23 protein-coding genes are annotated in these 25,430 nt (G+C 54.7%); 12 read left to right on the top strand and 11 right to left on the bottom strand.

Going from position 1 to position 25,430, the window contains the following annotated elements; translation table 11 throughout:
- Nucleotides 1-50 precede the first annotated feature (50 nt).
- Nucleotides 51-749 carry a hypothetical protein gene (locus SH467x_RS16390; RefSeq protein ID WP_482368182.1) on the top strand — a complete coding sequence of 233 codons (699 nt, stop codon included), beginning with the start codon at nt 51-53 and terminating at the stop codon, nt 747-749.
- A gap of 127 nt (nt 750-876) precedes the next feature.
- Nucleotides 877-2,259, top strand: a complete 1,383-nt coding sequence (locus SH467x_RS16395) for a polysaccharide biosynthesis/export family protein (protein ID WP_482368183.1) — start codon at nt 877-879, stop codon at nt 2,257-2,259.
- Nucleotides 2,260-2,425: 166 nt separating this feature from the next.
- Here the strand turns inward: SH467x_RS16395 and SH467x_RS16400 are convergent, their stop codons facing one another.
- From SH467x_RS16400 to rpsR, 7 genes are all read right to left on the bottom strand, one after another.
- Nucleotides 2,426-3,406 (bottom strand): type II secretion system F family protein, encoded by a 981-nt coding sequence (locus SH467x_RS16400; RefSeq protein WP_482368184.1) that lies wholly within the window; start codon nt 3,404-3,406, stop codon nt 2,426-2,428.
- Between the two features lie 18 nt (nt 3,407-3,424).
- Nucleotides 3,425-4,390, bottom strand: coding sequence for a type II secretion system F family protein (locus SH467x_RS16405; protein ID WP_482368185.1), 966 nt, complete (start codon nt 4,388-4,390; stop codon nt 3,425-3,427).
- 4 nt (nt 4,391-4,394) lie between these two features.
- Entirely contained in the window at nt 4,395-5,717 is a 1,323-nt protein-coding gene (locus tag SH467x_RS16410; RefSeq protein WP_482368186.1) for a TadA family conjugal transfer-associated ATPase, read from the bottom strand.
- A gap of 57 nt (nt 5,718-5,774) precedes the next feature.
- Nucleotides 5,775-6,431: an HAD family hydrolase gene (locus SH467x_RS16415; RefSeq protein ID WP_482368187.1), complete on the bottom strand. Its 657-nt coding sequence runs from the start codon at nt 6,429-6,431 to the stop codon at nt 5,775-5,777.
- A gap of 11 nt (nt 6,432-6,442) precedes the next feature.
- The gene (locus tag SH467x_RS16420; protein ID WP_482368188.1) at nt 6,443-6,925 is read right to left on the bottom strand and encodes a hypothetical protein; all 483 of its coding nucleotides are present in this window, start codon (nt 6,923-6,925) and stop codon (nt 6,443-6,445) included.
- Nucleotides 6,926-6,946: 21 nt separating this feature from the next.
- On the bottom strand, nt 6,947-7,372 hold the full coding sequence (locus SH467x_RS16425; protein WP_482368189.1) for an acyl-CoA thioesterase: 426 nt from the start codon (nt 7,370-7,372) through the stop codon (nt 6,947-6,949).
- Nucleotides 7,373-7,495: 123 nt separating this feature from the next.
- Entirely contained in the window at nt 7,496-7,795 is a 300-nt protein-coding gene (rpsR, locus tag SH467x_RS16430; protein WP_482368190.1) for a 30S ribosomal protein S18, read from the bottom strand.
- Between the two features lie 410 nt (nt 7,796-8,205).
- Between rpsR and SH467x_RS16435 the strand changes: the two genes are divergently transcribed.
- The 6 genes from SH467x_RS16435 (at nt 8,206) to purB (ending at nt 13,827) form a co-directional block, all read left to right on the top strand.
- Complete coding sequence (locus SH467x_RS16435; protein WP_482368191.1) at nt 8,206-9,693, top strand: HEAT repeat domain-containing protein; 1,488 nt, start codon at nt 8,206-8,208, stop codon at nt 9,691-9,693.
- Nucleotides 9,694-9,711: 18 nt separating this feature from the next.
- Nucleotides 9,712-10,206 (top strand): hypothetical protein, encoded by a 495-nt coding sequence (locus SH467x_RS16440; protein ID WP_482368192.1) that lies wholly within the window; start codon nt 9,712-9,714, stop codon nt 10,204-10,206.
- A 165-nt stretch (nt 10,207-10,371) separates the two neighbouring features.
- Nucleotides 10,372-10,839: a RidA family protein gene (locus SH467x_RS16445; protein ID WP_482368193.1), complete on the top strand. Its 468-nt coding sequence runs from the start codon at nt 10,372-10,374 to the stop codon at nt 10,837-10,839.
- 42 nt (nt 10,840-10,881) lie between these two features.
- Nucleotides 10,882-11,793, top strand: a complete 912-nt coding sequence (gene rsmA, locus SH467x_RS16450; RefSeq protein ID WP_482368194.1) for a 16S rRNA (adenine(1518)-N(6)/adenine(1519)-N(6))-dimethyltransferase RsmA — start codon at nt 10,882-10,884, stop codon at nt 11,791-11,793.
- Nucleotides 11,794-11,832: 39 nt separating this feature from the next.
- A complete protein-coding gene (locus SH467x_RS16455) occupies nt 11,833-12,429 on the top strand; it encodes a riboflavin synthase (RefSeq protein ID WP_482368195.1) in 597 nt (198 codons plus the stop codon).
- An 18-nt stretch (nt 12,430-12,447) separates the two neighbouring features.
- A complete protein-coding gene (purB, locus tag SH467x_RS16460; protein ID WP_482368196.1) occupies nt 12,448-13,827 on the top strand; it encodes an adenylosuccinate lyase in 1,380 nt (459 codons plus the stop codon).
- Between the two features lie 77 nt (nt 13,828-13,904).
- On the opposite strand, the gene SH467x_RS16465 is transcribed toward purB, so the two are convergent.
- Nucleotides 13,905-14,081: a hypothetical protein gene (locus tag SH467x_RS16465; protein ID WP_482368197.1), complete on the bottom strand. Its 177-nt coding sequence runs from the start codon at nt 14,079-14,081 to the stop codon at nt 13,905-13,907.
- A gap of 250 nt (nt 14,082-14,331) precedes the next feature.
- Here SH467x_RS16465 and SH467x_RS16470 point away from each other — a divergent pair, with 250 nt between their 5' ends.
- The 4 genes from SH467x_RS16470 to SH467x_RS16485 all read left to right on the top strand — a co-directional run bounded on the left by SH467x_RS16470 (nt 14,332) and on the right by SH467x_RS16485 (nt 19,816).
- Nucleotides 14,332-15,576, top strand: coding sequence for a PQQ-binding-like beta-propeller repeat protein (locus SH467x_RS16470; RefSeq protein WP_482368198.1), 1,245 nt, complete (start codon nt 14,332-14,334; stop codon nt 15,574-15,576).
- A gap of 226 nt (nt 15,577-15,802) precedes the next feature.
- A complete protein-coding gene (locus tag SH467x_RS16475; RefSeq protein ID WP_482368199.1) occupies nt 15,803-16,621 on the top strand; it encodes a VTC domain-containing protein in 819 nt (272 codons plus the stop codon).
- The gene (locus tag SH467x_RS16480; protein WP_482368200.1) at nt 16,618-17,343 is read left to right on the top strand and encodes a DUF4956 domain-containing protein; all 726 of its coding nucleotides are present in this window, start codon (nt 16,618-16,620) and stop codon (nt 17,341-17,343) included. The genes SH467x_RS16475 and SH467x_RS16480 overlap by 4 nt, the downstream gene beginning before the upstream one ends.
- 103 nt (nt 17,344-17,446) lie before the next feature.
- Entirely contained in the window at nt 17,447-19,816 is a 2,370-nt protein-coding gene (locus SH467x_RS16485) for a CotH kinase family protein (protein ID WP_482368201.1), read from the top strand.
- A 66-nt stretch (nt 19,817-19,882) separates the two neighbouring features.
- Here SH467x_RS16485 and SH467x_RS16490 read toward each other — a convergent pair whose 3' ends face one another.
- The 3 genes from SH467x_RS16490 to SH467x_RS16500 all read right to left on the bottom strand — a co-directional run bounded on the left by SH467x_RS16490 (nt 19,883) and on the right by SH467x_RS16500 (nt 25,397).
- Nucleotides 19,883-20,788 (bottom strand): ThuA domain-containing protein, encoded by a 906-nt coding sequence (locus tag SH467x_RS16490; RefSeq protein WP_482368202.1) that lies wholly within the window; start codon nt 20,786-20,788, stop codon nt 19,883-19,885.
- A gap of 128 nt (nt 20,789-20,916) precedes the next feature.
- Nucleotides 20,917-24,036, bottom strand: coding sequence for an efflux RND transporter permease subunit (locus SH467x_RS16495; protein ID WP_482368203.1), 3,120 nt, complete (start codon nt 24,034-24,036; stop codon nt 20,917-20,919).
- Nucleotides 24,033-25,397, bottom strand: a complete 1,365-nt coding sequence (locus tag SH467x_RS16500) for an efflux RND transporter periplasmic adaptor subunit (protein WP_482368204.1) — start codon at nt 25,395-25,397, stop codon at nt 24,033-24,035. Before SH467x_RS16500 ends, SH467x_RS16495 begins: the two co-directional genes overlap by 4 nt.
- Nucleotides 25,398-25,430 lie beyond the last annotated feature (33 nt).

Genomic DNA, 25,430 nt, shown 5'->3' on the forward strand with positions numbered 1-25,430 from the left:
TCCGCAGCACGTTCCCACCCCATGGATAGATTCGAATAGGGGGCATCCGAATGTCGGTAAAATTCCAGGAGCTTGCTGTAGCCATTAGCAATGTCTCCAAAATACGCTCACGACGTCGCTTGGTCGTCGCAATACTACTGGGCGCCGTCGTATTACCTTTCGGCGGCTGTTCCGCATTCACCGGACTCCAAAACACATGGACGTACAACGCCGGTTGGAATGAAAAGATGCTGAGAGATCGCAATGCAGTCATGGCGAGACGCGCTTGGCACGCTCGGAAAGACTGCTTTGCCAATCAAAAGTACATCAAAGATTTCGCTCGAGGATTTCGCGCTGGCTACATGGACATCGCGGATGGTGGAACCGGCTGCGTGCCAACGTTCGCACCTCGCGAGTATTGGGGTTGGCGATATCAGTCCTGCGAAGGACAAGCGAAGGTCTCCGCCTGGTTCTCCGGATTTCCTCACGGGGCCCGGGCTGCAGAGGAAGACGGCATCGGCAACTACTCTCAGATTCAAACTTCTTTGTCGATCCAACAGCAGTACGCTCAACACGGCTTGCTCGATCCGTCGTACCAAGGAATGTACCCCATTCCACAACAAGCTGTCCCGGATGGCATTACGAATATGGTTCGCCCCGACAATACACTCGGCGAACCTGTTTTGGAAGAAGAGATGCTTCACGAAGGCGAAGTGGTGGAGCCAGGCGTTAGTCTGATTCCCATGCCTGTCGCTACGCCCAATCCGTAACGAGCACTCTGTCCTCATCGAATCGAGGTTTCTGACCTCGCTCGATACCATCCCGCAAAAACGAACCGAATGTTGATCGCCCACCTTGGGCCTTGAGGTGCGAACCATGTCTGTGGAACGGAATCCCATGACGAACCGAATGAAACGATGGTGGAAGACCGCTTCCTCCTTAACCCAACTTTGCCGAGCCGCGACCGTCACTGGGTTGTTGCTGCTCGGAGGCCTGAGTACCGGATGCACATCGTTGACCCAACCCATCACCGGTATACCGGTGCGGCGATTGCCTCCTCAGTTCCTGGCTCAATCCAAAAACAATTTGGTGCCCCTCGATCCGTCGAGGCTGACGCAGGAGCCACCCCGACAATACTTGCTCGATGCGGGGGACATTCTCGGTGTCTACATCGAGGGGATTTTACCATACTCCTCAGCGGACAAGCCACCTGAGCCACCACCTGTGAACCTCCCGACGGAGCAAAGCACTTTGGATCCGTCGATCGGTTTCCCAATCGTGGTGCAAGAAAACGGGACGATCTCGCTTCCTTCGATCGAGCCGATCAAGGTCAAGGGGATGACGATTGAACAGGTCACGAACTTGGTGAAGAAAGCCTACTTGGATGCAAAGATCGTCCAGGACAATGCGAGACTTCAACCGAGCGTGACGCTCATGCAGGAACGGACTTACAACGTTGTCGTCGTTCGCCAGGATATCGCTGTACAAAACCCGTTCTTCCAAGCGAATAACCAAATGGGGGGACGCGGCAACTACGTTCGGGGCTCCGATCAAAGCTCGTCCGGTAAAATGATCAAACTGCCCGCTTACCAGAACGACGTGCTCCACGCCTTGATGTCATCGGGCGGCTTGCCTGGTATCAACGCTAAGAACGAAGTGAAAATCCTTAAAGCGAGCCGCGTGCGACAACAAGAACGCGACCAGTTTGTCCAACAGTTCTACCAAACGTACTACTCGAGTCCCAATCCATGCGGATGCCCTCCTCCACTCCCGGATGATCCCAACGTGATCAAGATTCCGATGCGGTTGCCACCGGGAGTAGTACCTTCCTTCCGTCCCGAGGATATTCTCCTCGAAGAAGGGGATGTGGTTCACATCGAATCGCGAGAAGCGGAAGTCTTCTACACGGGCGGTATGTTGGCTGGTGGTGAATGGTTGATCCCACGCGACTACGACTTGGACGTCCTCGGTGCGATGGCGATGGCAGGGACGGGTATCGGTCAACGAGGACAACAGCAAGGTGCGGGCTTTGGCATCAACTCCATCGGGGGTGTGCCACCCGGGGTCCTCTACATCCTTCGAAAGACTCCGTGCAACGGTCAGATCACGATCGAAGTTGACTTAGCAAAAGCGGCCGTCGACCCGCGAGAACGCCCCTTGGTGATGCCAGGTGATACCCTGATCCTACGATTCAAGCCGTGCGAAGAAGTCTTGAACTTCAGCATCGGAACATTCTTCACCTTCGGATTGCAAGCCTTGCTGCAGGGTGTCAACCGATAGCGTTCGAGAGATCGAACACGAACATAGGATACGAATGACGAGCCCCTCGAAACCGAGGGGCTTGTTTCGTTTTCAGCGACTTCGCGGGGAAGGCGAGCCAACGCGGGGACCTAAAAGATGGCACCCTCCTGAAGTAATTCCCACGAAGTGTTTGCAGCCCCCGACGCTACTTGCCCTGCATTGCCGGAAACATTTCCCTCGCCATCTGGATTGCAGCGGGACCCACTAGAACGACGAAGACCCCTGGGAAAATGAAGATGACTAGCGGGAAGATCAGCTTGACCGCCGTCTTGGCTGCCTTCTCCTCCGCGATTTGCTGCCGTTTGATCCGCATGGAATCGCTTTGAACCCGCAACGCCTGCGCGACACCGGACCCAAATTTGTCCGCTTGGATCAAGAGCGTTGCGAGCGTTCGAAGATCTTCCACTCCTGTTCGCTGCCCGAGATCTTGAAGGACGCTTGACCGCACTTTGCCCATCTGCAAATGGAGCGTGCAGAGCTGGATCTCTTCGGCCAAGATTCGATACGACGAACGCATCTCGTCGGAAACTTTCCGCATCGCTTGGTCCAAGCCCAAACCGGCTTCCACGCTGACAACCATGAGATCGAGGCAATCGGGCAACCCGAGCGTGATCTGCTTTTTCCGGCTGGATCGCAAAAAGTCCAGAATCAACTCCGGCATAAAGAATGCGATCCCTCCGCCCAAGACTGCTTTCAACAAAACCGATTGGTTGAGCCCTGAGAGGAATGCGGTCGTACCACCCGCCAAAACAAATCCAGTGATGGCGATGATCACCTTGATAGAAAGGAACATGGCGGGAGCTTCCTCCGATCGGAACCCCGCTTCGGAAAGACGCTGAACCAGTTTGCTCTTTTCTTCCTGTGTTTTCGGCTCCAAGTGTTTGGAGAGGGCGGGAGAGGCCATTTCCAGAGCCTTCGTTACCTTGTTCACACCCTTGACTCGTTCGTCGGCCGATTGCGACGCACGCTTTCGGTCGTTGAGCAAATCCAGACGCATCTCCGCGGATGCCTGTTGGTCTTTCGAAAACAGATCCAAAACGAACCAGGCCAATGCGCCGACACCTAAGAAGACAGCCCCTAGTATGAGCCAGCGTTGATCCAAGGCGCCTAGCATGTAGATGTTCACGACCCGACTCCCGTTGTTTTAAACTTTGATATCAATGATTTTGCGAATGACGAGAGCGCCCGCCAATTGCATGGCGATCGCTCCCCCTAGCAACCACTGCCCCATTGGGTCGGAGAAGAGTTTCATCACGTACTCACGATTGAGAAACAACATCACCACGAACAATCCCGGTGGCAACGCGAGCAACACGACGCCGGACAAGCGGCCTTCACCCGTTAACGCTTGGATCTGCCCTGCCAATCGATAGCGAGCTCGAACCAATCGCCCAATCTTGTCCAAGATTTCAGCCAAGTCGCCGCCGGTGGTCCGCTGCAACACGACCGCCGTAACAAAGAATCGAAGGTCGAGGTTCGGGATACGCTTGGCCATGCTTTCCAGAGAGCCTTCCAGGGAAACACCGAGATTCTGCTCTTCGAAACAACGTCCAAACTCGCGGGCGAGCGGGTCTTGCATTTCTGCAGCGATCAAACCAAATCCTGCACCGATGGAGTGACCTGCCCGAAGAGAACGACTCAACATTTCGAGCGCTTCAGGGAGTTGTGCATTGAATTTCGCGATGCGGCGTTTCCTTTTGAAGTTGACCCACAGAAATGGGACAAAGAAGAGGATAGCGCCTGCAGCGGGTGCAATGAAAATGGGGATGGGGGCCATCGCGCAGCCAATGGTTCCAGCCAGGGCCAATCCGATGCACAGAAAGGTGAATTGCGTCAAAGTCATTTTGATGTCGGCTTGTTCGATCAGCGACTGCATATCGAACGTGCTCGCCATCCACTCGTCTAGAATGTTGCGAGCCCCACCGGTCGCACCTCCTCGCAATTGGAGTAGATCCGAATTCTCAAGAAGATCGGGATTGTGCCCCTTCGTCAACGAGCTAAGACGTGACTCCGCCACCGAGTCTTCATCCCCGCGAATCGCGAAGGCGGCTGCACCGACCATCGCGGCGACGCAAATCCCGACAGATATTGCAATGATTAGGATTAACATCGTGTTACGCTCGCATCATGACGCGTTGACGGAATGCGCTCGCAGGAAGACGAATACCTGCGGCCTCTAATCGTGGCATGAACGACGGACGCACGCCCGTGGCTTCGAAATAACCGGCAGCTCTTCCATTTTCATCGATGCCATCCTGAACAAATCGATAAATGTCTTGAAGCACCACCGTGTCCTGTTCCATCCCTTGAACCTCGGTGATATTGAGAACACGTCGCGGTCCACCTTGCAATCGGTTCGCCTGAATGATGACGTCGACGGCGCCGGCGATCTGTTGACGGATGGCTTTCACCGGCAGTTCGAATCCCGCCATCATGACGAGTGTCTCGAGACGCGCGATCGCATCGCGAGGCGAGTTCGAGTGAATGGTCGTCATCGAACCGTCGTGACCGGTGTTCATCGCTTGCAACATGTCGAGCGTTTCACCCCCCCGACACTCACCGATGATGATTCGTTCTGGTCGCATCCGCAGAGCGTTCCGAACCAAGTCCGTGGCGGTTATCGCTCCCGTTCCTTCGATATTCGCAGGCCGTGTTTCCAGACGGACAACGTGCTCCTGTTGCAGTTGAAGCTCCGCGGCATCTTCGATCGTGACAATCCGTTGGTCGTTTGGAATGAAACTGCTGAGGGTGTTGAGAAGGGTCGTTTTACCTGATCCAGTACCACCGCTGATGATGATGTTTAGACGGGCCTTGATGCACCCTTCCAGAAGCATAACCATCTCGGGGGTGAACGCCTTGTAGTTAAGCAGCCCCTCGAGTTTGAGTGGATTGGATCCAAAACGACGTATGGAAACGGCAGCTCCATCCAATGCCAATGGGGGGATGATCGCGTTGACCCGAGAACCGTCCTCCAATCGCGCATCGACCATCGGGCATGTCTCGTCGACACGTCGCCCTACCTTCGATACGATGCGATCAATGATCTGCATCAAATGGGCGTTGTCGCGAAACTCGACGGATGTCTTTTCCAGCTGACCTTTCCGCTCCACGAAGATGTTCTTGGGGCCATTGATCAAGATATCGCTGATCGCAGGGTCCTTGAGCAGAAACTCGAGGGGGCCTAGGCCAAGCGTTTCGTCGAGTACCTCTTCGATCAATCGATCCCGTTCGGATCGATTCAAGTGTGTGTTTTCACTGTCGCAAAGATGTTCGACGACGATGCGAATCTCGCGACGAAACGACTCACCCTTCAAATCTCCGACGCGTGAAAGATCGAGCTTATCAACAAGCCGCTGGTGAATACGTCGCTTGATGTTCTCAAAGTCATCTTGCTTCGTTTGATCGGGGGAGCGGTTGGGACTCATTGTTGGCTTCATGGCTTTCCACATTCGAACGAATCAAAATCGTCGCGAAGGGGCAGCCGCCAACAGGTGTTATCCCGTCAGAACTTTCGTGAGCTCCTCAGGGGTGTTGGCAATGCTGTCTGCGCCCCATTCGCGCAATTCACTCTCGGGGCGAAACCCCCAGGTTACTCCAATCGCGTGGAAGCCAGCCTCAACCGCAGTTTTCATGTCGGTGTTTGTATCACCGACATAAGCCATTCTTTCCGAACCTATTTCCAGCTGCGATGCGATCCAACGAGCGCTGCTCGGGTCCGGCTTGCGTGGAAATCGTTCGGAATGCCCTACCACCATGTCAAACTTTGTCGATGGAAAGAAATGTGCAGCGCACTTTTTTGTAAATGCATCTGGCTTGTTGGAGAGAATGCATAGCCGCATCCCAACGGTTTCCAGCATTTCAAGTGTCGATGGGATTCCATCATACGGTTTGGAATGATTATTCCACCTGGAGGAGTAGACGCTGTCGAAGAGTTGCAACGCTCTCTCTTTCAAAACAGGATCATGCACCGTCTCCGGTAGTGCTCGTTGAAAGAGCACCGAAACTCCATCTCCGACCATGAATCGATATTCGTCGACACGGAAAGGAGAACGATCTAGCAATCGTAAAACCTCGTTTACGGTTTCCGCTAAATCCACAAGGGAATCGAGCAACGTCCCATCCAAATCGAAAATGACCGCGTCGAAACGCATGGCGAAACCTTTCAATTTCCCTCGATAGGCTCGACCCAAAGCTCCCCGAGATCGGGGCGATAGCGATATTGCAATCCCTGGGGCAATTCGGGCATTTTCATGGGTGGAGCCATCACTTCTTGCATGAATTCTTCGTGGCTCTTCGGCACTCGCCCGTGTGTGGCTTGGAACAACTGCATCGACTTGGGAAGCTGGATTTCGAAAAAGGCTTTCTCTCTCGCCTTCAAGAACGCCGAGGCGGGGCCTGCGATAAATTTGGCTGGGTTATAGTCCGAGACATCGTCCAAACTCTTCCCTTTTCCGGTTACGCCAGTCTCTGCTTTTTGAGCCTGAAACGGTGCATCCCCTTGGTTCGCTGCGTTTGCAAGTTGCTCCGCGGCCTGACGGTCCCGCTCGACCTCCTCCTGAGGCTTGCATCCCAACGTTCCCCATGCCAGGCAACCCATCGCCATCAAGGGCAGGGGCCGACTCCAATCGTTACATCTTTTGAACATCGATCGATCTCCGGCGAAACTTCAGTCTAGATACGGGGTCAGAGCAGAGTGTAGGGATGCTGGTACGGGAACTTTCTCAAGGGTGACGATTCCCCCCGGGTCCCTCACCCTCCTACAGCATACCGAAACCGACTCCCCTTTGGCCACAGGGCCACGCGGTCCGTGCAATTCAAAACGGTATCGAACGCTGGAGGAGCCGATTCTCGCAATCCAAACGTCGATAACTACCGTGTCTTCGAAGGAGGCTGGCCCTAAGAAATCCGCCTCAACGTGAACACGAGGCCACGTGACAGCGGTTTCGTCGGGGGAAAAGACACTCGCCCCAATGGACCGGAGCAGCGCATGCTCCGCTTGCTCCATGTACTGGAGAATAGAAGAAAAATGAGCGATACCAGCGGCGTCAGTCTCGCAAAACTCGACTCGCCGTTCCCATCGGAAAGAGCCCATTCGATTCGTTGCTCCCATCGCCGCCGCCTCAGCAGCGGACGAACCCGCGAATCCCCCTGGGGGAAAGGCTGACCGAAACCTAGAAGAACTGGTTCAAAGGATCAGCAGATCCTAGGAAGAGATCTACTCGCCCACGTAAGGCATCAAAGCCATGAATCGAGCTCGCTTGATCGCCTGGCTCACCGCGTGCTGGCTGGTAGCCGAGCAACCCGATTTACGACGGGAAACGATGCGACCGTGTCGGTTGACCAACTTCGACAACAGCTCAATGTCCTTGTAGTCAACGTACATAGGGCGAGGTCGATTGCCGTCGACGAGCAACGGATCCTTTTTCTTGACCTTCACCTTCATCCTCGCGCGTTTGCGAGGAACTCGCTTACCATTGGGGGGACGACGGCCAAAGGATCCTTGAAAATCAGACATGTTATTTACGGTGAACTGGAAAACAACAGAGGACGAGGGAACTCCTTCCCCCAAAATGCAACAAGTCGAGTCGCGGATCTTATCGTGGTATCTCCTTCCCTTCAATAGGCAAAAGGGTTTGTCGATCGGTTTTTCGCAAGACTCGGGCTCCGAAGCACCGGAAAAGTCCGCAAATCATGCGTTGGCGATGCATGGTTTGCCGCATTATGGGGGACTTCCTCCACTTCTCTGTCGTATTTCTCGTCGATAGATCTTGGGTGTGCCGTCTGGTTGCCCTCACAGGATGACGTCGTACTTCATCGGCCCAGGAATCACAGATGTTCTCTTCTCTCGCGAAACCGCTTCAGTCGACTTTCCAGGTACTGGCCATACCTTCCAACCTGGCGTCCATTCCGGTTTTGGAATGCGCGATGAGCAGTCTTATCCCCTCTGTTCGATTGGCTGCCGTGCAGTGTCTGATCACGAGGGGGGGCGATGAAGAAATGCGGGCAGTCGTCCGCTGCATCGATCGATGCCAGTCGGAGGAACTCGCGTTTCTTGCTCCGTATTCCACGATGCTCGCCACGCCGGTGGAAGCTGCCGTGACGGGACGGGACCCCGAAGCGCGGCAGCAAGGTCTCGTGGCTATCGCTCGACTTCGGATCGCCCCACTTTTTCATTATCTGGTTTCGGTTGCGGAGTCCCCGGAAGACTCGCAACAAATCGTGGCGACTCAGCTTCTCGATTCGCTCGCTACCGACTTCGGCGCGCAAGCTCGGCAGCAGGTCGGCATCCTCTCCATGCCCGGCCGGGAGCAACTGGTCGAAGATTTGCTTCCTTCGCTCCGCCGCTTTTCCAAACATCGAGTCGGGGCAATTGTCGACGCGTATATCCTCGCGCTCCATTGGGATGATGAAGGGTTTCGCGAAGTCTTTTCTCCCATTCAGGATCCCCATTGCGGCCTCCTCCTCAAGCGACTGCGAACGCTGCATCGCAGCGAAGTTAGCGAACTCCTGTGCGGCTCGCTCTGGAGCAAATTATCCAGTGCGAACACCTTGGAGTTAGTCTTGGAGCGGAATCCGATCGATACGCTCAAGACACTTTGCTCGCTAGAAAAACGCTTCGGCGTCTCCCCTGTGCTCACCAAGAATCTCGCCAGCCTCTCCTTGCCATGCTTCGGTGCACTGGAGTTGGAGAAGGTCGATCGACAATCGCTAGATGTGGCGGCGTTGCTGCGGCTTTTGGTGGCCACGGAAGCGACTCCCGACGTCATCCTCCGCGCTGTCGTGGGTGCTGCGCTGATCGATCGCCCCGATGTCACCCAAGAATGCGCCAGCGCGATTCGAAGTCTTCGCACCCTCAAGCCTGAAATTGTGGTGATGGTTCTGAGCGATTGTTTTTCATTGCCCGATATCACGGCCTACGAACCGCCCCCATGGAAGGCATCCCTCAAGTCCGCGATCGATGATCTACTGGAAATCTATTACGATTTGCCGTCTGTGATTCGCTCTGCTGTCGATGGGTTGTTTAGCGAATTTCGCTGCGAAGAACTTTTTCAAATTGCGGATACATGGCCAGAGCCGCATGTGCGAGCGTATGGCCGCATCGTGAGGTTTGCGGATTACGGTTGCGTGCATTACATCGATACCGAGTCCCAGTCCACCTCGGTCGCAAAACGGACCAAGGCGATTCGGATGATTCGGTATCTGGGCAAAGACGAACGGCTTCAAGAGATCGCAGTTGCAGCTCTCTCAGACGAACACGAATCGGTCCGCATCCAAGCCATCCATGCGATTGCGTACGGAAATGATCGAGAGTCGGCTTTGGAACTGTTGGGGCCTCTCTTGGCCGATGAGGACTTGTCGGTCAAAACAGCGGCATCGCAAGCGCTCGAGCAATTGCAAATGAGCCCGGCCTAGGCGAATGCGGATAATATTATGAGTCTTTTAGCATCAACCATTCCTTCCCTCCCGCTCCTGTATGACCTTGTGCCGGTCCAGGCATTGTCCGATTTCGTGGCGAAAGGGGGAGTCTTCGGTGAATTGCTTCGAATCCAAGGCTACGACAAAACACCCACTCCTTGGGGGATGATCGCAGCCGGTGGGATCGGAAGCCTGATGGTGATCCTCGCTGTTTGGAAAAGCACGATCACATTCATCACGTGGTATCAGAAACCGATCAACAGCCCGAAACGACTGTTCATCAAGCTGTTAAAAGTACACCGTCTCAATCGGCTCGAATCCGCCATGGTTCGGCATGTTGCGTCGGGGCTGCCCAACGATGTCCCACCCTCCATTCTTTTTGTCGATCCGATGTACTGGCACACGGCTGCTCCGAAGACAGGAGACGAACGGCTTCGACGCGAGGTTTTCCGGAAAATATTCGACACGGATCTGGATCGCTACGATGCTGTCGCGAAGGACGGGCTGTAGCGAAGGACGGGCTGTAGCGAAGGACGGGCTGTAGCGAAGGTGATTGAAGATCCGCTCCCCCTCGATTCCCCGCCAGCCTTCAACCCACACTCACTTGCCGCTAGAATTCGTGGCTTGCGCCCAGTTTGAAGTTGGAAGCCCATTTACCCGTGCGGAGCAATCACGATGTCTGATGTGGAACTGAAGCTGAAATCGCTGGGGTTGGAAATGCCCCCAGCCCCAAAGCCTGTCGGCTTGTACAAGCCGATGTTGGTCGTTGGCAACCTGGCCTATGTGTCAGGCCACGGTCCGCTTCGCAGCGACAAGACGCTCATCACGGGTAGGCTCGGTGCGGATATGTCCATCGAAGAAGGGCAGGCGGCGGCTCGGCAAACCGGGCTCGCGATGCTTGCGACCCTCAAAGCGGGACTTGGAAGTTTGGACCGGGTTTCGAGGGTGATCAAGCTTTTGGGGCTGGTCCGTTGCACCGACGAATTCGAGCAATCGCCAGCGGTTATCAACGGCTGCAGCCAACTTTTTGTCGACCTTTGGGGAGACGATCACGGCATTGGCGTTCGGAGCGCTCTGGGGACGAACGCGCTTCCAGGTAGCATCGCTGTGGAAATCGAAGCGATTTTCGAAATCCGCCCCTGATTAGGCCTTGAGCATCCGAACGGCGACTCGACAATCGACAGGATGTCAGAACGTCAAACCTATACCTACCTAAGCCGCACGTTTGAGGCGGCTGGAATGCAGCCCAAAACCAAATATGGGCAGAATTTCCTCATCGATCTCAATATCTTGGACATCCTCGCGCGAGGTGCCGACCTGCAGCGCACCGATGTGATCTTGGAAGTCGGAACCGGCATGGGATCGCTGACCAAGCGAATCGCTCCCCACGTCGGTCACATGATCACGATCGAGATCGATCGGGAATTGCAGGTCCTTGCGGCCCGCGAACTAGCGGAGAACTCGAATGTGACCATGCTCACCTTCGATGCCCTGCGGAACAAGAACCATCTTCGAGACGAAGTGATGGAGACGGTTCGCGAAAAGCTCGCTCTCTTCCCCGGAGCAAAATTCAAACTGGTGGCGAACTTGCCCTACAATGTCGCGACCCCCATCATCAGCAATCTGCTCACCGTAGACCCATTGCCGGAACGGATGGTCGTCACGATTCAAAAGGAACTTGCTGAACGAATCGTTTCCCCACCCAGTTGCAAAGATTACAGCGCGCTGACTATCTGGATGCAATCGCAGTGCGATTGTGAGATTTTGCGAAATCTCCCACCGACCGTATTCTGGCCGCGCCCGAGAGTCGATTCTTCCATCCTCCGTATCATTCCCAACGCTGCCAAGCGTGAGCGCATCGTCGATTTGGATTACTTCCACAAAACGCTGCGGGCACTGTTTTTCCATCGGCGAAAATTCCTGAGGTCCCAATTGGCAACGGCGACCCAAGATCATTTGAGCAAACCACAAGTCGATGAGATTCTGGCCAAACTCCACTTTTCCGAAAGTTTGCGCGCCGAACAGCTTTCTGTTGAGCAGATCATCGATTTACTCGAAGAATCCCGCCGGCTTACTCCTCCACTCCAAACGGACTGAACCCGAAAACGACTTGCCTCAGAAAGCGAACGCGTCGATATGTTCACGGGATTGGTTGAAGGAACCGCAAGAATCGTCTCAGCAGACCGAGACGGCCCCGGATTGCGTCTCAAACTGGATCTGGGACCGCTCGCCGCAGGTGTGAAGCTCGGTGACAGCATTTCCGTCGCTGGGTGTTGCCTCACCGTCGTTGAACTCGAAACAACTTGCTGCACCTTTGAGCTCGGGTCGGAAACCCTTTCGAAGACGACATTTTTGACTCGCGTTCCAGGGGATCGACTGAACGTGGAGCGGTCGCTGCAAGTGGGGGATCGCATGGGCGGCCACTTCGTCACCGGGCATATCGACGGCCTCGGTAAGCTGGCGCGCAGGCGAGAGGAAGGAGAATGGTCTCACTTTCATTTCGAAGCCCCATTAGGCCTGCTCCGTCAAATGGTCGACAAAGGCTCCATCACCATCGATGGAGTGAGTTTGACAGTGGTGCAAGCCGATGATAACGAGTTTTCGATCGCGCTGATTCCGCATACGCTCGAGGTCACGACCCTGGGGATGCTCCAGCCCGGGCAATCGGTCCATTTGGAAACGGATATCCTCGCGAAATATATCCAACGGGCGATCGCCCCACGTCACTCTTAGCAACGATTCGATCCAACGATGCAACTTCAAAACCTCACTGCTATTTCTCCTATCGATGGACGCTATCGCAATCAGCTCGCCTCGATCGCTGATGCCTCCAATGCACCGAAGCTCGATCATTACTTCTCCGAGTTTGCATTGATTCGGTATCGCGTTTGGGTCGAAATCGAATACTTGATTCTGCTCTCCGAAGAAGGATTTCTCAAGCTGAGTTCAGAACAAATCGCTGCACTGAGAAAGATCTACGCTGCATTTGACATCCCGGACGCTGAGCAGGTCAAGAATCATGAAAAGGTTACCAATCATGATGTGAAGGCTGTCGAGTACTTCATCAAAGATAGAATGGATGAAATGGGGCTCAGCGACCAGAGGGAGTGGGTCCACTTTGGATTGACTTCTCAGGACGTGAACAACACGGCGGTTCCCCTTTCTTGGAAACATGCCCTCGAACGAGAACTGTTTCCAAGGTTGGATGAACTGATCGAAAAACTGCGTCGGTTGGCGATGGAATGGGAGCCTGTTTCCATGCTGGCGAGAACCCACGGCCAGCCTGCATCCCCGACGCGGCTTGGAAAGGAAGTGATGGTATTCGTCGAGCGACTAGAGCATCAACTCCGACTGCTGCAGCAGATTCCTTGCTCGGCCAAGTTTGGCGGCGCCACGGGGAACTTCAATGCGCATCACGTCGCCTATCCAGGTACCGATTGGATCGCCTTCGGTAACAAATTCGTCGAGGAGCGATTGGAGCTTCGCAGACAGCAGTTCACAACCCAAATCGAACACTACGATGATTTGGCCGCCCAAATGGATGGGATCAAGCGGATCGGCACCATCCTCATCGACCTCTGCCGGGACATCTGGACCTACGTTTCGATGGACTACTTCAAGCAGAAAATCAAAGCCGGAGAAGTCGGCTCCAGCGCGATGCCTCACAAAGTAAACCCTATCGATTTCGAAAATGCCGAAGGGAACTTAGGAATTGCCAACGCCCTTTGGGAACATCTCGCGGGCAAACTTCCCATCTCCCGACTTCAACGCGATTTGACTGACTCGACCGTCCTGCGGAATATCGGCGTTCCCTTTGCCCATTTCACCCTCTCCCTGCGTTCGATCGATCGGGGATTGAGCAAACTCGTCCTCCACGAGGAAAAGATTCGTGCCGATCTCGAGGCGAATTGGATCGTCATCGCAGAGGCCATTCAGACCATTCTGCGTCGCGAAAAGGTTCCGAACCCCTACGAGGCACTCAAGGCACTGACTCGGGGGGCAGCGAAGGTGAACCAAGCCACGTTTTTGGATTACATCGACTCGCTCGAAGTGAGCGAGGATGTTAAACAAGAACTAAGGGCCGTAACCCCGTTCGAGTACACCGGGGTGCATCCCCCCATGGCTCGCTAATTCGGACGCTCGGTTCAGGCTAGGGTTCTGGATAACGGCAATGTCCGAGCGTTGGACCCGTCCCGACGGAAACGCAACTACCGTGTTGTCGTCATCGGGATACGGCTGACATAGGGGTGCGCAATCTGCCTGCTGGTGGAGATGACGGTCAAGCTGGCGGCGACGAGCAAGGCTACGATCACCGAATACTCCAGAGGACTCGGACCATCTCCCGATTGCGCGAATTGCGAAAGTTTTTCTTTGATTGACTTCATTTTTTCGATGCTCCCTGTTCTCGTCATCGGCAACGAGCGGAGTGAACATCCAGTCAATCAGCCGCGATCGAACATTCGGCATGACCGTTGTGATGCAAGAATTCCGAATTGCGAAAATTTTGCGTCTGGAGAAGCTTGACGATTCGACCACCCCTCCTACAGTCCTGACGCCAAAACGGGCCATGCTCAGCGCTCTCGAGGTTGGCACGTATCATCGATCTTCAGCGTTGTGAAGCAAAAGGGTGACTCAGTGGAACGCCGTGCATGGTTGAAGTCAGTGGTTGGTGGAGCCTCGATCGCTGCGACTCCCCGGTTGCTCTTTGCAGATCGTTTGGAATGGCCCACTTGGCGAGGCCCCGACCGAAATGGAGCCGTCCAGGGAGATTGGCCTGATTCCTTAGATGAAAAATGCTTGAGTGCCCTCTGGAACCGCCCGCTGGGTGATAGCTATTCGGGGCCTGTTGCCTCGGGCGACTTGGTCTTCACCACCGAAAGCAAAGCTGGGAAAGAATTCGTCTATGCGCTGGCACTCGCGGACGGTGAAGTCCGATGGCGCGTAGAGTGGAAAGGGGCACTGAACGTCCCATTTTTCGCCGCACGCAATGGAAATTGGATTCGAGCCACGCCCGCTACGGACGGGAAGACCCTTTTCGTCGGCGGGATTCGAGATGTCTTGGTCGCGCTCGATGCGGCGACAGGCGAAGAAAAATGGCGAATCGACTTTGCGGAACGATTTGGAAAAGTCCCTGACTTTGGCATGGTTTGCTCGCCGATCATTGATGGGAAGCACCTCTACATCCAAGCCGGCAAAGGTCTCCACAAACTCCAATGCGACGATGGGACGATCCTTTGGTCGTCCCTCCAGGATGCTGGGGATATGATGACGAGCGGAGCGTTCTCTTCCCCCATTATCGGCGAATTCAATGGTGTACGCCAATTGCTCGTGCAGACTCGAACGCTTCTTGCAGGCGTGAACTTGGAGTCAGGGGAACCTTATTGGAAATACGAAGTGGCTGCTTTTCGTGGGATGAACATTCTCACCCCCACGCTTTGGAAGAATGCACTTTTCACAAGCAGTTACGGTGGCCGCTCCCTCTTGATCGATGTCGAAGAAAACCGTACCCCGAAGGTTCGATGGGAGAACAAAATCGAAGGCTATATGTCTTCGCCTGTGGTCCTCGGCGATCATCTGTACATGCACTTGAGGAACCAGCGGTTTGCCTGCCTCGATTTATCCACTGGCAAGGAAGCTTGGATCTCTAAACCTTTCGGGGAATATTGGAGCTTGGTCACCAATGGAGAGCGGATTCTCGCCCTGGATCAAGACGGCACGCTCCGATTGATTCAGCACAATCCTTTGAAATTTCAAGTCATCTCGGAACGAGCCCTAACCACCAACGAAGAAGAAGCTTGGGCCCACGTCGGTCTCCTCGACGGAAAAGTGATGGTCCGGTCGCAAAAGGGAATGACCGTGTACAACTGGTCGAAGGCCTAACTTCTCTCGGTGCAAGCTCGCTGGATAGGGGGTGGTTGTTTCGCTTTCCTCACGCGGAGGATTGCGAAAATCTTTCGGAACTCTCCCGCGGCCGCTGGGTTAAGCACTCTATCCCCCCAACGCAACCCATTTCCTAGGGGGTAGGGCTTGCACTTTCGGATGCTAGATGAGAGGTAGGCCCTGGCTGCACTCCTCTTATCTCATCTCTTATCTCATCTTTTGCCCTATGGACCCCACTCCGATGACGGAATGCGGGGAGTGTTACGCGCTCCCTTCAGCTACAAACTACCTTTCTCCAGGGTTGGCACACGGGGGGCAAGACGGAAAGCGGGCAATCGAACTGAAGTTTTTGTTGCCTTTGGAATTAGCCAACCGTCTTCGAGAGCGTGCGCGAAGTGAGCTGCAAATCGATCCGTTCGCCAACCGAGAAACGGGGCAATACAAAGTCTGCAGTCTCTACTTGGATACCATCGCGTTCGACATTTATCACCGCACTCCAGTTACCAACGGTGCCAAGTTCAGGTTCCGGCGTTACGACAACGGTCTTGAGCTGTTTCTTGAGCGTAAGCGACGCGAGCAGGGTGTAGTTACCAAGCATCGCGATCTCGTTTCGCTCGATGCGCTTATCCGTTCCTCGACACTCTCTTCCCCAATCTGGGATGAGGCGCAATCGTTTGGCATGGTCCCGAGCTGCGCAGTCGAGTACCAACGCGATGCCTTTGTAAATGAACAATCGGGTGCACCTTTCCGGGTCACGGTTGACAATCACCTTGGGGTGCACCGATTCGTTGGTTCCGATTGGGGGGATCTATCCGCGTTTCTCAAAAGGAATCGAACGCACGAAGACCTACGAAGCTCCGATTCTTTCAGGGTGCTGGTTCCTGGATTCTCGGTGGTGGAATTCAAGTTTACGGATTCTCTACCGGTTCACCTCAAACGGTGGGTCGAGGACTTTCAAATCGCTCCCGTGAAATTCTCTAAGTACCGAACAGCTTTGACCGACCCGCACGAATCGGTACAGACAAGAGATGGAGCAGTGGCATGAACGAGTGGATCCACGGACTCTTTGATTCCAATGAAGGGGAGATGGCGAGCGGCCTGTCTCTGGCTATTCGATTTATCTGTTCCACCCTTCTGGGGTGGACCGTTGCGGAAGTCTATCGCATTACCAAGCATCGATCTCAGAATCGCTATGATCGATCGATGTATGTTACGCTGGTTCTGCTCACCGTGTTGATCTGTATGGTGACCACGGTGGTGGGTAACTCGATCGCGCGTGCTTTTTCACTCGCAGGAGCGCTCGCGATCGTTCGATTTCGTACGGTTGTTGAGGATACTCGAGACACGGCATTCGTCATTTTTGCTGTTGTCGTGGGCATGGCAATCGGCTGCGCTCAATGGCTGGTCCCACTCATCGGCGTTCCTATCGTCAGTGTGGCTGCCCTCGGGTTGCATGTGCAATGGCGGACAACTTCCACCGTGACAAGCCAACCAAGTCCAACGATGGAACGATATCGGATTCGATTGCGATTAGGGTTGGGTGTCCCGTTACGCGGGGCGATTCAGGAAGCCATCGAACAAGCTGTTTCGTCCTACCGCCTCGTGGAAGTTCAAACGATCAAACAAGGAGCGGCCGTCGAAGTCCTCTACGAAGCAGAGTGGAGCCATCAAGTCGACCCTCTCGAATGGGTCAATCGAATCAATCGGCTTGAAGGCATTCAATCGGTATCTCTAGAAAAGCCCGAAGCAGCCGACTCGATAAGCTGAAGCCTAAACGCATCAGCGATTGACACTTTTCCATCCAATGCGGGCGTCGTGGCCGACTCCCGCCTCTAGGAGTACATCTCATCTTTACAACGAGGAAACTAGGATGAAGTTCTATTTACGCTGGGTGATCGGAACAATTGCATGCACCGGAGCAGCAGCCAGTTTCTTCGCTTATCCACAGCTACCAACGTTTGGACAGCCGCCTGGCATGGGAAGGAACATGCCGGGCCCCCCTGGTCGTGGACTCGACGATTCCTGGCTTGGGATGCTAGAGATGGAGGAAGTTCGAAAAGAGATCAAATTGGAGGATGCTAAAAAGCAGCAGTTGGAATCGATCCAAATCGCAAATCGTCAAGCGATCGAGAAAGCAATGGGTGAGATGGACTTTGCAGCATTGCCTGAACAGGATCCGAGCCAGCGCGACGTAGCATTTGGACGTTTGCGAGAGCGAACCGAACGCATCCAACGCGAATCCGACGAGAAACTGAGGCAAATGCTCAGCGTTCCGCAAAAGGAAAGACTGACCCAGTTGCATGTGCGACGAAAAGGAATTCGTGCTTGGGCTGAAAAGGAGCTTCACGATCAACTCCATCTCACCGGCTCCCAACGCGAGACGCTACGAGGCCTGCTGGAACCTTTGGGCATTGCTTTTCAAGATTCTCGGAGTGAGAGCGAAGGTCCCGGTTGGTTCGGCGGTCTCTTTGGTGGGCCGCCGCGCAGACCCGGTGGGTTTGGACCTCCCGAGTTTGGGCCAGGCGGATTTGGGCCAAGCGGGCCCGAAGGGAACTTGCAAAGCGAAACCGAGTCCAAGATCCTGGCCATGCTCGATGAAAAGCAGAAGGCTGATTGGGACAAGATCGCGGGTGAGACCTTTTCCTTTCCCGCCCTACCGTTTCGGATGGGAGGAGGACCCATGTCCGAGACTCGCCCATTGGTCGCGCGGTTTGACAAGGACGGAAACGAACGCCTGGAACGCGCGGAACGGGATGAAGCGCGTGCGTTTCTGAAGACGCAACCCAATCGCGGTCCCGGCGGTCCTGGCGGATTCGGAGGCCCTCGAGGCCCTGGTGGGCGAGGTGGACCCGGTGGAGGTGGACCTGGTTTTGGGCCTCCCGGTTTTGGGCCTCCCGGTCGCCGCGGAACCGAAGCGACTTCGCCCGGTCCACGTATCTCCGCTGACGATGTGAAGACTTATCCGGAGGAACCGCTTTATACGGACAAGGCGATTCGGACCTTGTTCCTGACCTTCGAGGAAAATGACTGGGAGGAAGAACTAGCCGATTTCAACAATACGGACGTCGATGTCCCCGCGGATCTTCTTGTGGACGGAAAGCGATATCCACGGGTCGGGGTCCATTTCCGCGGGATGTCGTCCTTCGGCATGGTGCCCGCTGGGAGCAAACGATCGCTCAACCTCTCCCTCGATTTCGCTGACCAAGACCAACGTCTCTATGGTCGCAAAACCCTCAATTTGCTCAATGCACACGAGGATCCCAGCTTCCTAAGAACTATTCTTTATCTGGAAGCAGCTCAGAAATACGCGCTGGCTCCGGTCGCCAACTTCGTCCATGTCGTTATCAATGGCGAAAGCTGGGGCTTGTACGTCAATGCCGAGCAGTTCAATAAGGAATTTATCGAGGCCCGTTTCTCCGACGCGAAAGGGGCTCGATGGAAAGTACCAGGCAGCCCTGGCGGCCGCGGGGGACTTGAATATTTTGGTGATGAACTCGACGCTTACAAACGAACCTACCAGATCAAAAGCAAAGATCGTAAAGAGGATTGGGTCGCGCTCATCGAGCTTTGTAAAACTCTCAACACCACACCGGTAGAGGATCTCCCTTCGAAGATAGAACCGATGTTGAACGTCGAAGGAGTCCTTCACTTTCTGGCTCTCGACATCGGCCTCGTCAACAGCGACGGGTATTGGACGCGCGCAAGCGACTATTCCCTCTATCGCGATAGCCAAGGGGTCTTTCATGTCGCGATTCACGATGCGAATGAAACATTGAAGCCCGCTATGGGGCCCGGAATGGGGGGGCCCGGTATGGGAGGGCCCGGCAGACCGAATCGAGGAGGGGGGAATCGCGAGTCTGGGCCTCGCGGTGGAGCGATGCGATCTCCGGTCGAATTGGATCCTTTGACTGGGCTGGATGACTCTTCCAAACCATTGCGAAGCAAACTTCTTGCTGTACCGAAGTATCGGGCTCGCTACTTGGAGATCCTCGCGAAGATCAACGAGGAAATACTCGGGGGAGATTTCTTGCAATCTCGCATCGAACATTACGTGCCAATGATTGACCCTTACGTCAAACAGGACACGCGCAAACTGGAGTCGTATGAAGCATTTCAAAAAGCCGTTGAGACCGATCTGTCTGGTCGAATCGATGGTCGCGATATGTCAATACTCGACTTTGCCAAAGCGCGCTACGAGTATTTGAAGAAGGCCCTCGCTGCGCCGACCGCAGCGAGGTGATGGCTCTCTTTCTGCCGCGAGCATTCCGCTCGCGAGCTTTCTCGCGCGCGGAGAGTGTTCACTCGTTTACAGCTTCGGTAGCACGGAAGCTTCCGGAGCGACTTGGGCGAGATTGCCAGGGATTTCGGCATCTACTTCTTGAAGTGCCCAGCGCAATCCGCCGATGAAGATGGATTCGAACACAGGATTCGCCCAAACGTCCTCGCGGTGTCCCATGGATGTGTAGAAAACGCGACCTTTTCCGTGCTGGCGCGCCCACGTCGCTGGGTAGGGAGGTCGGTCGTAATCTTTATCCTGCATTCCCTTCGTTTCTTGAACCAAGACAACGTGCATATCGGGATTGAAGTTCTTGAGCGAATACCATTCTTCATGCAATGTGAATTCGTCTCCCGCTTTGTCCAACCCAGGGAAGTTTTTACTGGTGACTCGCATGATTGCGTTTTGTTGGCGGCCGTGGCGAATAAACTCCCCTCCAATCATCTGAATGTAGGGATCGATTTCAGCGGATGCTTTTGTGCGATCGCCAGGGCTGTGGAACGTGTCCGATGCGCAGTGGCTGCCGACGAATCCCTTTCCGGCTGCGATGGCTTCTAGGAAATTCTTTTTTCCCTGCGCGGTCATCGGGGGCTCTTTGTCTCCACCAGGTTTGGTGAGATCTTCGGTGGTGTAAAAGAGGAACCCGTCGAACGCTTCGTAGTCCTTATCAAAGATACGGCCATCCTTTGTGCTCGTGACTTCGAAGCCATACTTCTTGGCAAACTCTTCCATCATCCGTTCTGCATAGGAGGGAGCACCGTTATTCCGTTTCACTACCGAGTGCTCGAATCCTGCGCTGCGGCAGTAGAAAAGGAGCTTCTTCGGAGCGGGCTTGGCGGCGCTTGCCAAGCTGGGGGCGGCGAGCAGAGCGCCTGAAACGAGCGCCGATTGTTGGATCCAAGAACGACGGGTAACCAAGGGGTGGGATGGATTCACAGGTGTTGCCTCTTCGTTGGCAGGGAGGAAAGAATGGAAACAGACCTCCTCCATTCTAGCCAGATTTTCCTCTCGTAAGGAAGATGGCATTCCTGTGGCACGCATCGGTTTAAAGCTTGATCGCCCCCCTAGCCAATCGATTCCTTCGGGGTAAAGCGATCGGCGATTCGCTGGCAAACGTAGTAGAAAACAGGTGTGAAGAACACGGCGAGCACGGTCGATGTGATCATGCCGCCGCAGACGGCCGTCCCGAGCGCTCGGCGGCTGGCTGCCGCGGCTCCCTCGGCGAAAACGAGGGGTAACACTCCTAAGATAAAAGCGATGGAGGTCATCAAGATCGGTCGAAATCGTGTGCGAGATCCCTCGATGGCAGCATCCCAAGCCGAACTGCCCGACTTGTGAAGCTCGCGTGCGAATTCGACGATCAAGATTGCGTTCTTGCTCGCCAGGGCGATGATCAACACGATTCCAATCTGCACATACACATTGTTATCCATCCCAACCCACCAAATGGCTGCAACGGTTCCGAGCAGTCCCAATGGAACGACGAGCACCACCGCAATCGGCAGAATCCAGCTCTCGTACAAGAACGAGAGGATGAGGTAGACGAGCAGTACGGCTAAACCAAAAATGTAGATCTCCTCTCCCTTGCTATTCTTCTCCTGAAGAGAAACTCCGCTCCAATCAAAGCCGATCGAATCGGAGAATGATTCGCTGGCGAGCTGCTCCATCTTTTGCAACGCTTGACCCGAGCTGCTTCCGGGGGTTGCGGATCCGGTAATCGTCGCCGAGGGATACAAATTGAATCGTCGAATAATCTGTGCTCCGAATGAATCTTTCAAATCCATCACGCTCCCGAGCGATACCATTTCTCCCTTGGTATTGCGAACTTTCAGTTTTCGAATGTCATCGACGTTGTCTCGGTATTCTTCGTCGGCTTGAACGGTCACCCGATAGGTTCTACCGTAAAGATTGAAGTCATTGACATAAGCCGAACCGAGCGCCGCCTGCATGGTGCTGAACAAATCTCCGATTGGAACTTGCATCGACATCACGCGAGCTCGATCGATATCCGCGAAGATTTGGGGAACGCCTGCGCGAAAGGTGGAATTCACGCGTGTCAATTCGGGCTGTTGCTGCGCCCCCGCAACGAGTTTGTTCACCGCCGCTTGGAGTTCTACCAAACCGACACCACCTCGATCCTCTACCTGCATTTCAAATCCCCCGCCGACGCCGAGACCTTGAATGGCGGGTGGTGTTATGACCAGGATGAACGCTTCTTGAATCGCACCCAATCGGCCCATCAAATCCTGGACGATGCGTTCTTGGGAAAGCTCTTCGGTCGTCCGTTCTTCCCAAGGCAAGGTTCGAATGAAAACAGTGGCCGCGTTCGAGGATTGACTCCCTTCCAAGAGCGAGGTTCCACCTAGCGTGAACCAAGTTTCCACCCCATCGGTCTCCGCGAGGATCCCGTTGATCTGTTCGATCACTTCTTTGGTTCGTGATTGAGATGCTGCGTCCGGTAGCTGGATCGCGGTTATCAAATAGCCTTGGTCCTCCGAAGGGAGAAATCCTGTCGGCATCTTGGCATACCACCAAGCGGTTCCGCCAATGAGAAGTGCGAATGCGAGGAGGGTGGCCGGCCAAGCTCTCAAGACACCTTTCAAAAAGAAAACGTACCAACCCTCGACCCAACGAAAGGAGGTGTTGAACCATCTCGCCAGGAAGAACTTCTTTCCCTTCGCAGGTTTCAACCACGTCGCGCACTGTGCTGGTTTGAGCGTGAGCGCGTTAACCGCGCTGATAAGAGCTGTTGCCGCAATGGTCAGGGCGAATTGTCGATACAACTCGCCGGTGATCCCACCCAGAAAGATGGTAGGTACAAAAACGGCGAGCAAAACGGCTGTGATCCCGATAACGGGACCCGTCACTTCTCGCATCGCGCGCTCGGTGGCTTGCTTAGGCGCTTCCCCGTTTTCAATGTGGTGCGCTGCGTTCTCCACGATCACGATCGCGTCATCGACCACGATCCCGATTGCCAATATCAGTCCGAATAGAGTGAGGAGATTGATCGAGAAACCGAGGAAGGGCATTGCGGCGAAGGCGCCGATGATCGTGACAGGGACCGTGGTCGCGGGGATCAAAACGGCTCGCCAGTCTTGAAGGAAGACCAAAATCACGACGAGAACGAGGATGCCTGCTTCCGCGAGGGTTTTATACACTTCATGAATCGCTGCGGAGACAAAAGTGGTCGTGTCGAACGGAATGTCGTATTCCATTCCTTTGGGGAATGACTGCGCTAGTTTGTCCATCGCCTCGCGGACGCGATCCGCTACTTCGAGCGCGTTGGCACCTGGCAGCTGGTAGATGAGAACGCTTGCGGAATCGATCCCTCCACGCTGGGCAAACGAATCGTAGGATTGGGCTCCTATCTCGACTCTCGCAACATCGCGAAGGTAGGTGAGCGAACCATCGTCCGAGAACTTGATGATGACATTTTCGAATTGCTCGGGATCGCTCAGTCTTCCCAAGGCACTGATAGTGAGTTGGAAATCGGGTGCGTTTTCATTCGGAGGTTGGCCGATCTGGCCCGCCGCAACTTGGATGTTTTGCTGTCGCAACTGGGCTAAGAGGTCTTGAAAGGTCAATCCGCGAGCCTCGAGTCGCGTTGGATCCACCCAGATCCGCATGCTGTAAGCCCCGCTTCCGCTCACCGTTACTTCACCGACTCCCGGAACACGGCTCAGCTCATCGCGCAATCGAAGATTGGCATAGTTGCTCAAGAAGAGACTATCGAACGATTTGTCGGGCGAAATCAGCGAAGCGACGAGCAGAATATTCGTCGACTGCTTCTTCACGCTGAGGCCTTGCTGCCTGACTTCGGAGGGCAAAAGCGGTTCCGCGAGGGCCACCCGGTTTTGAACTAGCACTTGCGCCTGATCGAGGTCCGTTCCAACTTCGAAGGTGACGGTCAGTGCGTAGGAACCGTTCGAAGAAGAAGTCGACGACATATAGAGCATCCGCTCCACACCGTTGATCTGCTGCTCCACGACCGACGCAACCGTCTCCGAGAGGACGCGCGCGTTGGCTCCGGGATAACTGGCGGTAACCTGGATCGTAGGAGGAGTGATATTCGGATAACGCTCCACCGGTAGATTCACCACGGCGACCAGACCAAAAAGGACAGTCAAGATTGCGATGACATTGGCGGCAACGGGACGTGAAATGAAGTAACTGGATATACTCATTGTCCGATTCGCTCCGTCTTCAACGGAGGAACTTCTTTCGAAGGGATGGGTTGGACTCGATCCTGTGGTCGGATCTTTTGCAAACCTTCGTACACGACTTGCTCGCCACCCATCAGTCCTTCGCGGATCACGGAGTAGGATCCGTGCGTCGTGCCGACCTCTACGGTTCTTCGGTGCACTATGTTGTTTTGGTCAACAACCATTAAATACTTGCCCTGCTGATCCATGGCCAAGCATTTGGTTGGTACGAGCACAGCCTCGTACGGAGGGGAGAACGGTACGCGGACCTTGCCATAGAGTCCTGGAGTCAGTAGCCCTTGATCGTTGGCAAATTCAGCACGAATGAGGGTATTGCCCGTCCCAGGGTCGGTCGTGTTGTTCTGAAAGTCGATGCGCCCTTGATAGGGAAACGTGGCGTCGTTGGTCAAGGCGAGCGAAACGGGAATCGAACCTTCGCTGGCAGCTGGCAGTTTCCCAGCCCGCACCAAATCTCGGTATTGCAAAAACGATGCTTCGTCGATGTCGAAATAAACATGAATAGGGGCAACGGAAACGATGGTGGTGAGCAAGCTCGTATCGGCCGTGACAACATTTTCCGGATTGATCAGAGAACGACCCAGTATGCCCGAAATGGGGGCTTTGATCTGAGTGAATTCCAAGTCGAGCTCGGCTCGCTTTTCGGCAGCCAGCAAGGTTTGATATTGCCCTTCGGATTCGTGCAGATTGGCTTTTGCCAGTTCTAGATCGGTATCGTTAATCGCGTTGGAAGGTTTCAGCTTCTCCAGTCGATGCAGTTCACTCTGAAGCCGTTCCAATTGCGCCTCGAGAGCCATCCGATTTCCGCGGGCTTGTTCCAAGGCGAATTGGTAAGGCCTGGGATCGATCTCGAACAAGGGAGTACCCGATTCGACTTTCTCCCCCTCTTTTGCTTGAACGAGAAAGGGTTGCGAATAGGCAACCGCTTGGGGAAAACGATTGGCCGGACCCCCTTGCGCCGAGGATGGGAGCGAGGGTGGGCGAGGCGAGCTAGGAAATCGGTTTGGGGTCTGGTTGAGGTATCCGCTGACGCGCGGTCGCACTTCGACCGCGTGAGCGGGCGCGGTCCGCCCCGTGAAATCCCGATAATCCGTGACCTTCTCAACCCTGGCATCGATAATATCGACGGGAGTCGGGGGCCGGTCAGGCATCGACGAGGTCGGTGCGCCGGTGCCAGGTTTCCCATGTTTTTCTCCCGCCCCGTGTCCACCACAGCCTGGTATCGCGAACGCCGCTACGAGAATTCCTGCCCACGCCGCAGCAACGATTGGCCGCTTCCATTTGCTTTCCGTTTCGTTCATCATCCCTCCGAATGTACACTGCACGGTGTAGTTTTTCTACAGCTAAGGGATTTTTTC

The organism is Brakhagea slesvicensis (assembly GCF_052161625.1).
Taxonomy (GTDB): domain Bacteria; phylum Planctomycetota; class Planctomycetia; order Pirellulales; family Pirellulaceae; genus JBKCUI01.

Coding starts and splice junctions, on each gene's coding strand:
- SH467x_RS16390 (WP_482368182.1), top strand. CDS start 51: ATGTCGGTAAAATTCCAGGAGCTTGCTGTAGCCATTAGCAATGTCTCC.
- SH467x_RS16465 (WP_482368197.1), bottom strand. CDS start 14,081: ATGAAGTCAATCAAAGAAAAACTTTCGCAATTCGCGCAATCGGGAGAT.
- SH467x_RS16440 (WP_482368192.1), top strand. CDS start 9,712: ATGAGTCTTTTAGCATCAACCATTCCTTCCCTCCCGCTCCTGTATGAC.
- SH467x_RS16415 (WP_482368187.1), bottom strand. CDS start 6,431: ATGCGTTTCGACGCGGTCATTTTCGATTTGGATGGGACGTTGCTCGAT.
- SH467x_RS16420 (WP_482368188.1), bottom strand. CDS start 6,925: ATGTTCAAAAGATGTAACGATTGGAGTCGGCCCCTGCCCTTGATGGCG.
- rpsR (WP_482368190.1), bottom strand. CDS start 7,795: ATGTCTGATTTTCAAGGATCCTTTGGCCGTCGTCCCCCCAATGGTAAG.
- SH467x_RS16455 (WP_482368195.1), top strand. CDS start 11,833: ATGTTCACGGGATTGGTTGAAGGAACCGCAAGAATCGTCTCAGCAGAC.
- rsmA (WP_482368194.1), top strand. CDS start 10,882: ATGTCAGAACGTCAAACCTATACCTACCTAAGCCGCACGTTTGAGGCG.
- SH467x_RS16495 (WP_482368203.1), bottom strand. CDS start 24,036: ATGAGTATATCCAGTTACTTCATTTCACGTCCCGTTGCCGCCAATGTC.
- SH467x_RS16475 (WP_482368199.1), top strand. CDS start 15,803: ATGGACCCCACTCCGATGACGGAATGCGGGGAGTGTTACGCGCTCCCT.
- SH467x_RS16405 (WP_482368185.1), bottom strand. CDS start 4,390: ATGTTAATCCTAATCATTGCAATATCTGTCGGGATTTGCGTCGCCGCG.
- SH467x_RS16435 (WP_482368191.1), top strand. CDS start 8,206: ATGAGCAGTCTTATCCCCTCTGTTCGATTGGCTGCCGTGCAGTGTCTG.
- SH467x_RS16485 (WP_482368201.1), top strand. CDS start 17,447: ATGAAGTTCTATTTACGCTGGGTGATCGGAACAATTGCATGCACCGGA.
- SH467x_RS16445 (WP_482368193.1), top strand. CDS start 10,372: ATGTCTGATGTGGAACTGAAGCTGAAATCGCTGGGGTTGGAAATGCCC.
- SH467x_RS16410 (WP_482368186.1), bottom strand. CDS start 5,717: ATGAAGCCAACAATGAGTCCCAACCGCTCCCCCGATCAAACGAAGCAA.
- SH467x_RS16425 (WP_482368189.1), bottom strand. CDS start 7,372: ATGGGCTCTTTCCGATGGGAACGGCGAGTCGAGTTTTGCGAGACTGAC.
- purB (WP_482368196.1), top strand. CDS start 12,448: ATGCAACTTCAAAACCTCACTGCTATTTCTCCTATCGATGGACGCTAT.
- SH467x_RS16395 (WP_482368183.1), top strand. CDS start 877: ATGACGAACCGAATGAAACGATGGTGGAAGACCGCTTCCTCCTTAACC.
- SH467x_RS16480 (WP_482368200.1), top strand. CDS start 16,618: ATGAACGAGTGGATCCACGGACTCTTTGATTCCAATGAAGGGGAGATG.